8 protein-coding genes are annotated in these 9,006 nt (G+C 53.9%); 5 read left to right on the forward strand and 3 right to left on the reverse strand.

All coding sequences use genetic code 11. The features are described from left to right. Positions 1-543: hypothetical protein (locus Q9I99_RS10950; RefSeq protein ID WP_301668235.1), on the forward strand; the 543-nt coding region annotated here is incomplete at its 5' end. 725 nt (positions 544-1,268) lie between these two features. Here Q9I99_RS10950 and yccS read toward each other — a convergent pair. The 3 genes from yccS to pilT form a co-directional block, all read right to left on the reverse strand. After that, on the reverse strand, positions 1,269-3,419 hold the full coding sequence (gene yccS / locus Q9I99_RS10955; RefSeq protein WP_301668234.1) for a YccS family putative transporter: 2,151 nt from the start codon (positions 3,417-3,419) through the stop codon (positions 1,269-1,271). A 114-nt stretch (positions 3,420-3,533) separates the two neighbouring features. Beyond that, on the reverse strand, positions 3,534-4,760 hold the full coding sequence (locus Q9I99_RS10960; protein ID WP_301668233.1) for a PilT/PilU family type 4a pilus ATPase: 1,227 nt from the start codon (positions 4,758-4,760) through the stop codon (positions 3,534-3,536). A 163-nt stretch (positions 4,761-4,923) separates the two neighbouring features. Continuing rightward, positions 4,924-5,967 carry a type IV pilus twitching motility protein PilT gene (gene pilT, locus Q9I99_RS10965; RefSeq protein ID WP_003753675.1) on the reverse strand — a complete coding sequence of 348 codons (1,044 nt, stop codon included), beginning with the start codon at positions 5,965-5,967 and terminating at the stop codon, positions 4,924-4,926. A gap of 118 nt (positions 5,968-6,085) precedes the next feature. Between pilT and Q9I99_RS10970 the strand changes: the two genes are divergently transcribed. From Q9I99_RS10970 to dksA, 4 genes are all read left to right on the forward strand, one after another. Next, positions 6,086-6,772: a YggS family pyridoxal phosphate-dependent enzyme gene (locus tag Q9I99_RS10970; RefSeq protein WP_301668232.1), complete on the forward strand. Its 687-nt coding sequence runs from the start codon at positions 6,086-6,088 to the stop codon at positions 6,770-6,772. Further along, positions 6,772-7,179: a hypothetical protein gene (locus Q9I99_RS10975; RefSeq protein ID WP_002251700.1), complete on the forward strand. Its 408-nt coding sequence runs from the start codon at positions 6,772-6,774 to the stop codon at positions 7,177-7,179. Before Q9I99_RS10970 ends, Q9I99_RS10975 begins: the two co-directional genes overlap by 1 nt. Before the next feature lie 30 nt (positions 7,180-7,209). Next, positions 7,210-8,019, forward strand: a complete 810-nt coding sequence (proC, locus tag Q9I99_RS10980) for a pyrroline-5-carboxylate reductase (RefSeq protein ID WP_301668231.1) — start codon at positions 7,210-7,212, stop codon at positions 8,017-8,019. Between the two features lie 146 nt (positions 8,020-8,165). After that, positions 8,166-8,582, forward strand: coding sequence for an RNA polymerase-binding protein DksA (dksA, locus tag Q9I99_RS10985; RefSeq protein ID WP_025457529.1), 417 nt, complete (start codon positions 8,166-8,168; stop codon positions 8,580-8,582). Positions 8,583-9,006: the final 424 nt, after the last annotated feature.

Below are 9,006 nucleotides of genomic sequence, written 5' to 3' on the forward strand. Positions count from 1 at the left end.
TGGGAAGTGGTCGATGTGTTTGGCAATCATGGCTTGGGCGGTTTGCTGGAAGAAGGTGTTCATGAAAAATCCCCTAAATGTCTTGGTAGGAATTTAGGGGATTTTGGGGAATTTTGTAAAGGTCTCGGTTTGTTCAGTCAGCAGACGGCATGGGAAGCGCGGGGCAGATGCGTAAATACGCAGGAAGGGTGTGCAAGGGGCTGTAGGGCGTTGCACAGGGTTAGTTGTAGGGTTGGCTTCAGCCCACTGATTCCGCCAGTCTTACCAACTCCGCCATTCCCACAACGCCCACCGGGTGCCGCCAAACTGATGCTATCTGAAAGCGGTGCAAACGGTGTAAATGGCAGGCTGAAGCCCGCCCTACGCCCTTCTATGCGACACTTTGTGCCCTCTGGAAAATTCAAACAACCTGTTATATTAAATACAAAATATGCCGTCATTCCCGCGCAGGCGGGAATCCAGACCTGTCCGCACGGAAACTTAAATGAGAATTACTGGTCATTAATGATTTTCTTTATACATATCCAAATAGTGAAAGCATAAGTTGCTAGACTTACAAAATCTGGTAAGAAGTTTTCTAAAAAATAAAGTCTTCTATCTATATATATGCTTAATGTCCCTAGTGAGAAAAGCATGGATAAGCTTCTAGCTAATATACACCAAGATAAAATAATAACTGCCAGCACAATTGGCAAATGCTTAGATATGTTTTTTTTATTCATGTCTTTTGATTTGGATTCCCTTTATTTTTCCTAGTCGGATAAAGCAGTTTCTCTAATCTTGCGTTCCAGATTCCCGCCTGCGTGGGAATGACGGTTCGGGTGTTTCTGACGATTCGGGTATTTCTATGGTTTCGTCGGGCGTTGTGTAGGGCGGACTGTAGGGGGAGGATTCAGCCTGCCGATTACACCGTTTCCGCCAATCCCACCGACTTCAGACGGCATCGGTTTGCTGGCACACGGCGGCGCGTAACGGCACCGGTAAGCGAGCCGCAGAGCGGATTCGCAGGGTGGGCTTCAGCCTGCCGCATCAAGGGTTCTTGGAGGGAATGGTTGGAGTGGTGGAGATGGCGGATGTGTCAGATTTGTCGAGGCGGTGGAATCGGTGGGCTGAAGCCCACCCTACAATCCGTCTTACAGTCCCTTGCGCCCGCCCTGAAACCTGCACTTTGCACATCTTCACTGTGCATCCGCCCCGTGCAAAGCCTTGCGAACTATCTTACAAACTGCCTGACCTCACGCCGTGCTTTGCAAAATGGCAAAACTGCTTCAGACGGCATTCGGGGTGTGTTTGTGCGGAATTTGGCGGTAGGCGCGGTAGTAGGGTTCGAGCTGTCGGGCGATGAGTTGGAGCTGTTGGAGGAGAATATGGCTTTGCGCGCCGACGCTTTGCGCACGCAGGCTGTCAAGCTCTCCGCGCAGGCTGTCTAATTCGGCGTCGAAGCGGTCGGGTTCCATGTCGGGCAGGTTTTGGAAGATGTGTGCGGCATGTTCCGCGGCATGGTAAAACCTGCCTGTAAAGTCGGGGCCGCACCCTTCGTGCATTTCGCTGCGGTATGCGCCGAGGGCGGAAATATAGCCGGTCAGGGCGTAGCCGGTTTTGAGGAGGGTGAAGCCGGGTTGCAGGCTGCCGGCGAATTTTTCGGGTTCGCCGCTCATGTCGGAGAGGGTGCTGCTGAGGGCGGCGGTGTGTTCGTGGGCGCGGCGGCGGGTGGCGCGGTATTCGACATCGTCGCCTGTTTCGCCGCTTTTGAGGCGTTCGGTGATTTTTTCGAGATAGGCGCCGTTGCTGCGTACGGCAAGGGCGGCGGTGCGTTCGAGCGTGAGGTATTTCCAGTCGGGCCACAGGTAGCTGACCGCCGCCCAGGCAAGGGATGCGCCGATAATGGTGTCGATGATGCGCACGGGCATGGCGGCATATACGTCCAACCCTGCAAGCGACAGGCTGGTCAGTGCCTGAATGGTGATGAAAAATGTCGAGAAGCTGTATTTGTAGGTGCGGGTCATGAAGAACAGGGTGGTGCTGACGATGACGATCCAAAGCTTGGTTTCGACAGACGGGGTGAAGTAGGGGACGAGCGAGCCGACGATTACGCCGAGTACGGTACCGGCGATGCGCTGGCGGACGCGGCTTTTGGTGGCGGTGTAGTTGGGCTGGCAGACGAAAAGGGCGGTCAGCAGTATCCAGTAGCCGAGGTTGAGGTTGAGGGCTTCGACTATGGTGCAGGCGGCGGCAACGACGAGGGACAGGCGGACGGCATGGCGGAATACGCCTGATTCGAGATTTAGTTGCGGACGGATTGCCTGCCAGGTGTTTTTGAAGCTGCCGGTTTCGAGGGCGGCGATGCGGGTGTCGCCCATGCGGTCGTTTTCCACTTGAAGGCTGTTGTGCTGGAGTTGGCGGAATTGTTGGTCGACGCTGCCGAGGTTGTCGAGCAGGCGGCCGAGGTGGCGGATGTCGGGATTGTCGTTGCCATCTGAAAGGAGGCGCAGCGACTGGCGGCAGCCTTCGATGGCGCGGCCGAGGCGTTTGCTGTATGTGTAGTCTTTGCCCTCCCTGAGTGCTTGGGCGGCATTGCGGCATGCCTGCCCCTGCATTTCGAGCAGGCGGTGGATGCGGAAGATGATGTCGGTGTTTTTGAATTTTTCGGACATTTCCTGATAATCGACGTGGGCGGAGCTGATGCGTTCGTGTATGTCTTGGGCGGCAAAGTAGTAGCGCAGCATTTTGGCGGTACGCGGGTGGCGGTGTTTGCCGCGCAAACGGTAAAACAGGGCGGAACGGCATTGGTTGAAGGCGGTGATGACGCCGGTGTTGCTCATGGCGAGGTCGATGTGGCGGTTGCCTATCCATTCGGCTTCGTCGGGATCGAAAAAGTCGGCTTTGGCTTCGAGGTAGCCGCCGAGTGCTTCGTAGGCGTTGGCGACGCTTTCTTGGACGGGGCGGTGGGGCAGGATGATTTGGAACAGGAGGATGGCGGTGCTGTACAGTACGGTGCCGCACAGAATCATAAAGGGGTTGGTCAGCCAGTAGGTTTCGGGGGTGTAGGTAAGCGTGGTGTAGGTGGCGACGGCGAGTGCACCGAAGGCGAAGGTGCGGTATTTGAGCCCGACCGCGCCTAAAATGGTGAAGCCGAAGGTCATGAGGGTCATGGCGAGAATGAAGGGCAGCCCTGTGCCGAGGGTGCTTTGCGCCGTGAGCGAGGAGAGGGTGAACAGGGCGACGGAGGCAATGATGTTTTTCAGCCGTCCGGTCAGGCGGTTGTCCAAATCTACAAGGCCGCCGGCAATAATACCGAGTACGAAGGGCATGGCGAGCTTGGGTTCGCCTATCTGAAGGACGGTGGCGGCGGCGGTAAAGACGCTGGCGAAAACGGGAAGTGAGGTAATGAGCAGAGGCTTGAGGGGTGGGGTTTTCATGGTTTTACCGGTTTATTGTTATGAAGTGAATAAAGTGTAGCACACGGATGCGGATGATGAAGCGATGCCGTCTGAAAACGGCAGGGGTTTTCAGACGGCATCGGGTTTTGCGGATTAGGAAACAAGGTTGAGGTCGTTAATCCTGTCGTAAAGGAGTTCGGGCATTTTGCCTTCTTCGTACAGTTGGATGTGCAATCGTAGGTTGTTGGCGGAAACGGACTGGCGCAGGGCTTCTTCGTAACTGATGATGCCGTGACGGTACAGTTCGAAAAGGTTTTGGTCCATCGTCTGCATTCCGTCGGTTTTGGCGGTTTCCATGATTTTATTGATGTTCATCAGGTCGCCCTTCAGGATGAAGTCTTGGATGGCGGGCGTGTTGATGAGCAAATCGACAACCGCCGTCCTGCCCGTTTTGTCTTTTTTGAGAGCGAGGCGTTGGCAGACGATACCGGACAGGTTGAGGGCGATGTCGATCAGTATTTGTTTGTGCTGTTCTTTGGGGTAGAAGTTGAGTATGCGTTCGAGCGACTGCGGCGCGGTGTTGGCGTGGAGCGTAAAAATGCACAGGTGGCCGGTTTGGGCGAGCTGCATCGCGTATTCCATATTTTCCCTGCTGCGGACTTCGCCGATGCAGACCACGTCGGGGGACTGGCGCATAGCGTTTTGTACCGCCGTCTGCCAGTTTATGGTGTCGACGCCGATTTCGCGTTGGGTAAAGATGCAGCGGCGCGGTTTGTAGATAAACTCTATCGGGTCTTCGATGGTAACGATATGGCCGGGCAGGGTTTTGTTGCGGTGTTCGAGCATAGTCGCCATCGTGGTGGATTTGCCCGAACCGGTAGGCCCGACGATAATCAGCAGCCCGCGCGGCGCGACGGCGAGGTCTTTGAGCTTTTCGGGCAGACCCAATTCCTGCATTTGCGGGATGACGTGGTTGATGCGCCGCAAAACCAAACCTGCGTGGCCTTGGCTGTGGTAGGCGTTGGCGCGGTAGCGCGTGCCGCTGCGCGATTGGACGGAGTAGTTGATTTCGCCGTCGCGCCGGAATATTTCCGATTGTTCGGCGTTCATCGTCGATGCGGTGATGGCGGCGGTTTCCTCGCCCGTCAGAGCCTTTTGCGGCTGCGGGGTTAATGCGCCGTTGATTTTCAACGAGGGCGGGAATCCTTTGCTGATAAGGATGTCGGACGCGCTTTGCGCTTCTGCGGTTTCGCACAGGCGGTCGAGCAGCGGGTGGAGGTGTGCGCCGATTTCGGCCGGGGTTTCGGATCGGCTTTGTTTTTTTTGAGAATACACTTGAACCATTTCGTCCAAGATGTCGTGCAGGTTATTGGTACTCATCGTTAACTTCTTTTCAGTTTAAGCCTTGCAGTTTGCGGCGGCAGGTTTCAACAGGAAGGCGGACGCTTCCTATTCGGAAGGGTATGCTGGGCTGGATGTCGCGTCCCACCCCGCGTGTTTGCGCCTTGTTTTCCTGCCGGTATGGTCGGAAGGCGGTTGTGTGTCAGAAACTCATACTTTCGCTGTTTTGCGCGCGTTTGCGTGCGACTTCCGGTGCAATCAGCCCTTGGCGCACCAGCGATTGCAGCGATTGGTCCATCGTCTGCATACCGCTCGCCTGCCCGGTTTGCAGGACGGAGTTAATCTGCGCGATTTTGTTTTCGCGGATGAGGTTGCGGACGGCGGGGTTGGAAATCAGGATTTCGTGCGAGGCGACACGGCCGTTGCCGTCGCGCGTTTTCAGCAGGTTTTGGGAGATGACGGCGGTCAGCGATTCCGACAGCATAGAGCGCACCATTTCCTTTTCCCCCGCCGGGAATACGTCCACGATACGGTCGACGGTTTTTGCCGCGCCGGTCGTGTGCAGCGTGCCGAAAACCAAGTGTCCGGTTTCGGCGGCGGTCAGTGCCAAGCCGATGGTTTCGGGGTCGCGCATCTCGCCGACAAGGATAACGTCGGGGTCTTCGCGCAATGCGGAACTCAGCGCGTTGGCGAAGCTGAGGGTGTGCTGGTGCAGCTCGCGTTGGTTAATCAGGGATTTTTTGCTTTGGTGGACGAATTCGATCGGGTCTTCGATGGTCAGGATGTGTGCCGGCTGGGTTTCGTTGATGTAGTTGATCATCGCGGCAAGCGTGGTCGATTTGCCCGAACCGGTGGGACCGGTAACCAATACCATACCGCGCGGCGATTCTGCAATTTTTTGGAAAATGCGTGGGGCTTTCAATTCTTCCAGCGATAAGACGGTGCTGGGAATGGTGCGGAATACGGCGGCGGGGCCGCGGCCGGTGTTGAAGGCGTTGACGCGGAATCGGGCGACGTTGGGCAGTTCGAACGAGAAGTCGACTTCCAAGTTTTGCTGGTAGATTTTCCGCTGATGGTCGTTCATCACCGAAGTTACCATATTGCCGACCTCTTCCGCACTCATTTCGGGAAGGTTGATGCGCCGCATATCGCCGTGAACCCGAATCATAGGGGATATGCCCGAACTCAGGTGAAGGTCGGATGCTTTGTTTTTAACGCCGAAGGCGAGTAAGTCGGTAATCTGCATAATGCGGCTCTGTTTAGTATAATGTTTCGATTGGTTGGAATGATTCTAACAACCTTGATTGTACCGCCCTGACTGGAGGGGTTTCAACTGTTTAATCATTTTTAATAGGGGATAATCTATGACGGTGTTGCAACAGCGTTATCGGGAGGTGTCCGACCGTATTGGGAAATTGGTTCTGCAGGCGGGCAGGGAGCCGCATTCTGTCAGCCTGATTGCCGTCAGCAAGACCTTCCCTTCAGACGGCATCCGCGAAGTTTACGCCGCCGGACAGCGTGATTTCGGCGAGAACTATATTCAGGAGTGGTACGGTAAAACGGAAGAGTTGGCAGATTTGCCCGACATCGTGTGGCACGTCATCGGTGATGTGCAGTCCAATAAAACCAAGTTTGTCGCCGAACGCGCGCATTGGGTGCATACCGTATGCCGTCTGAAGACCGCCGTCCGGCTGAGCGGGCAGCGTCCTTCCTCGATGCCGCCCTTGCAGGTGTGTATCGAGGTAAACATTGCGGGCGAGGCGGAAAAACACGGTGTCGCGCCCGAAGAAGCGGTCGCGCTTGCCGTGGAAGTGGCGAAGCTGCCCAACCTTGTCGTGCGCGGACTGATGTGTGTTGCCAAAGCCGGCGGTAGTGAAACGGAGTTGAAAACCCAGTTTCAGACCATGCAAAAGCTGCTTGCCGATCTCAATGAGGCAGGCGTTAAGGCGGACGTGCTGTCTATGGGGATGTCGGACGATATGCCTGCCGCCATTGAGTGCGGTGCGACACACGTCCGTATCGGCAGCGCGATTTTCGGGAAAAGGGGATGATGGAAATTCGGGCAATAAAATATACGGCAACGGCTGCGTTGCTTGCATTTACGGTTGCAGGCTGTCGGCTGGCGGGGTGGTATGAGTGTTCGTCCCTGTCCGGCTGGTGTAAGCCGAGAAAACCGGCTGCCATCGATTTTTGGGATATTGGCGGCGAGAGTCCGCCGTCTTTAGAGGACTACGAGATACCGCTTTCAGACGGCAATCGTTCCGTCAGGGCAAACGAATATGAATCCGCACAACAATCTTACTTTTACAGGAAAATAGGGAAGTTTGAAGCCTGCGGGTTGGATTGGCGTACGCGTGACGGCAAACCTTTGATTGAGACGTTCAAACAGGAAGGTTTTGATTGTTTGAAAAAGCAGGGGTTGCGGCGCAACGGCCTGTCCGAGCGCGTCCGATGGTAAAAAATTGGGAATGAATTTAGTAAGGTAATTTTGAATAGGGTAGAAATAATGAATGTTTATTTTCTCGGCGGCGGCAATATGGCGGCTGCCGTTGCGGGCGGATTGGTCAAACAAGGCGGTTACCGCATCCATATTGCCAACCGGGGTGCGGAAAAGCGCGAACGTTTGCAAAAAGAGTTGGGTGTCGAAACTTCGGCAACCCTGCCGGAGCTTCATTCCGACGATGTTTTAATCCTTGCCGTCAAGCCGCAGGATATGGAAGCCGCGTGCAAAAATATCCGCACCAATGGTGCATTGGTGCTTTCTGTTGCAGCCGGATTGTCGGTCGATACGCTCAGCCGTTACATTGGGGGAACACGCCGCATTGTCCGGGTTATGCCGAATACGCCCGGGAAAATAGGACTGGGTGTATCCGGTATGTATGCCGAAGCGGAAGTATCGGAAACAGACTGTAAGATTGCCGATCGAATCATGAAATCTGTCGGTTTGACCGTTTGGTTGGAAGATGAAGCGCAAATGCACAGCATCACCGGCATCAGCGGCAGCGGACCGGCTTATGTGTTTTATCTGCTGGATGCTTTGCAGAATGCCGCCATCCGACAAGGGTTTGATATGGCAGAAGCACGCGCGCTCAGCCTGGCAACATTTAAAGGAGCGGTTGCCCTTGCCGAGCAGACGGGTGAAGATTTCGAGAAGCTTCAAAAAAATGTAACGTCAAAAGGCGGGACAACCCACGAAGCTGTGGAAGCCTTCAGACGGCATCGTGTCGCCGAAGCCATAAATGAAGGCGTTTGTGCCTGTGTACGCCGTTCGCAGGAAATGGAACGGCAATATCAATAATGTAAAGAAAATAAAAAAACCAATCCAAAACGTGTTATGATGCGCGTTTTCAAAAACGCCTTAGGCAATAAGCCTTATAAAAATCAAAGGAATAAAGCCACTTTGTGGTGCTTTGTTTTTTGCGGTGAACCGAGAGGACATACATTATGGCAAAGCTGACAGAACAAGATATTTTGAATTGGAGCGGGCCGGAAGACGATTATATGAATGACGACCATTTGGCTTTTTTCCGCGAATTGCTGGTAAAAATGCAAGACGAACTCATCGAAAATGCTTCCGCTACGACAGGACATCTCCAAGAACACGAATCAGCCCCCGATCCCGCCGACCGTGCCACACAGGAAGAGGAGTACGCATTGGAACTCCGTACCCGCGATCGGGAACGAAAACTTCTCAGTAAAATACAGGCGACCATCCGCAATATTGATGAAGGGGACTATGGATTCTGTGCCGATACGGGAGAACCTATCGGTCTGAAGCGGCTGCTGGCACGCCCGACAGCCACTTTATCCGTAGAGGCGCAAGAGCGGCGTGAGAGAATGAAAAAACAGTTTGCCGACTAAATTTGCCTTTTGGTTATTTTCAAACCATATGACAGAAAAAAAGGGGAGTAGATAAGAGGGGTGTAGGTAAATTTCGAGTCGGATGTGGTTTGTGGTGAAATAAAAAACCTTATCCGACAGAGACATGACGAATTTCCCCAAAAAAATCCCACTGAAAGTATTGACCGTTTTCCCCTGTGGGCGTATAGTTCGGTTCTTCGCTGCTGACGAAGCGGCGAACGAACTGAAAAGTATAGCACAGAATGTCGGGAATATCGAGAGATATCTTGACAGATGGAAGAAATACTTTATAATTCGCAACGCTCTTTAACAAAACAGATTACCGATAAGTGTGAGTGCCTTGAGCCTCACACTGTTTGAAAGACAGACAAGATGATGTTTTGAACATTGTTCTGTCGGTTTCTTTGAAGCAGACCAGAAGTTA

The organism is Neisseria basseii (assembly GCF_962707005.1).
GTDB lineage: Bacteria > Pseudomonadota > Gammaproteobacteria > Burkholderiales > Neisseriaceae > Neisseria > Neisseria bergeri.

What these genes read in the sequence shown, in the direction of transcription:
- yccS (WP_301668234.1), bottom strand. Translation starts at nt 3,419, where the DNA reads ATGAAAACCCCACCCCTCAAGCCTCTGCTCATTACCTCACTTCCCGTT.
- Q9I99_RS10970 (WP_301668232.1), top strand. Translation starts at nt 6,086, where the DNA reads ATGACGGTGTTGCAACAGCGTTATCGGGAGGTGTCCGACCGTATTGGG.
- dksA (WP_025457529.1), top strand. Translation starts at nt 8,166, where the DNA reads ATGGCAAAGCTGACAGAACAAGATATTTTGAATTGGAGCGGGCCGGAA.
- pilT (WP_003753675.1), bottom strand. Translation starts at nt 5,967, where the DNA reads ATGCAGATTACCGACTTACTCGCCTTCGGCGTTAAAAACAAAGCATCC.
- Q9I99_RS10975 (WP_002251700.1), top strand. Translation starts at nt 6,772, where the DNA reads ATGGAAATTCGGGCAATAAAATATACGGCAACGGCTGCGTTGCTTGCA.
- Q9I99_RS10960 (WP_301668233.1), bottom strand. Translation starts at nt 4,760, where the DNA reads ATGAGTACCAATAACCTGCACGACATCTTGGACGAAATGGTTCAAGTG.